1 protein-coding gene is annotated in these 880 nt (G+C 68.9%); it reads left to right on the top strand.

What is annotated here, in order from left to right; genetic code table 11:
• Positions 1–139: 139 nt before the first annotated feature.
• The coding region (locus KUM49_RS36430; protein ID WP_308406924.1) for a transposase at positions 140–880 on the top strand (741 nt) is incomplete at its 3' end.

Genomic DNA, 880 nt, shown 5'->3' with positions numbered 1-880 from the left:
AGCTTGTTCTTTTTCTTCCGGCCTCGAACGGTGTCTCGTACTGAGTCGCTCACCTGGGGGTTTGCCGGACGTGGGGGCGGCCTTCGTCTGATCCTGTGCTCCGACCAAGGTGCACGTGACCGAGACGAAGGCCGTGAGGGTGAGTCTGCTGCCTGATGTTGTGCGGAGGGATGCGTTTGCGGAAGCGTCACGCTTCCGGGGCGAGTTCTACGAGTGTCTGACCGCACGGCGCGACGAGTTGTTCGAGCTGGCGGATGCGGTGCTGTGTGCGGACGGTGCAGTGAAGTCCCCGGTGGACCTGACGCTGCTGCCCGAGCATCTGCGTGGGCACGGAGCGATGTACGGCGGCCTGAACCACGGCCGGATCGATGTCGAGCAGGTGCGGACGGTGCTGGCCGGGCTGCCGCTGCCGCGGTTCGACGGCGGGCGTCTGGTCCTGGCCGTCGATGTGTCGCCATGGCTTCGTTCGGACGCGCCGTGCTCGGCCGAGCGGCTGTTCTGCCATGTCTATGGCCGGGCGAAGACGGCGTCGCAGTTCATCCCGGGCTGGCCCTACTCCTTCGTGGCCGTGCTGGAGCCGGGCGCCACCTCTTGGACCGCGATCCTGGACGCGGTCCGGCTCGGACCGGTGGACGACGCCACAGCGGTCACCGCCGCCCAGCTGCGGGGAGTCGTTGGACGGCTCATCGCCGCGGGTCAGTGGCGGGCCGGGGACCCGGACATCGTGATCGTCAGCGATGCTGGCTACGACGTCACCCGCCTGGCCTGGGTCCTGCGCGATCTGCCGGTCGAGCTGGTCGGCCGGGTCCGCTCCGACCGCGTCATGCGACTGCCGAAGCCGCCTCGTGTCTACGACCCGAAGGGCGGCCGGCCGCCTAAG

This window comes from Streptomyces sp. AC555_RSS877 (assembly GCF_019049245.1).
GTDB lineage: Bacteria > Actinomycetota > Actinomycetes > Streptomycetales > Streptomycetaceae > Streptomyces.
This window is presented reverse-complemented; position numbering and strand designations above follow the sequence as displayed.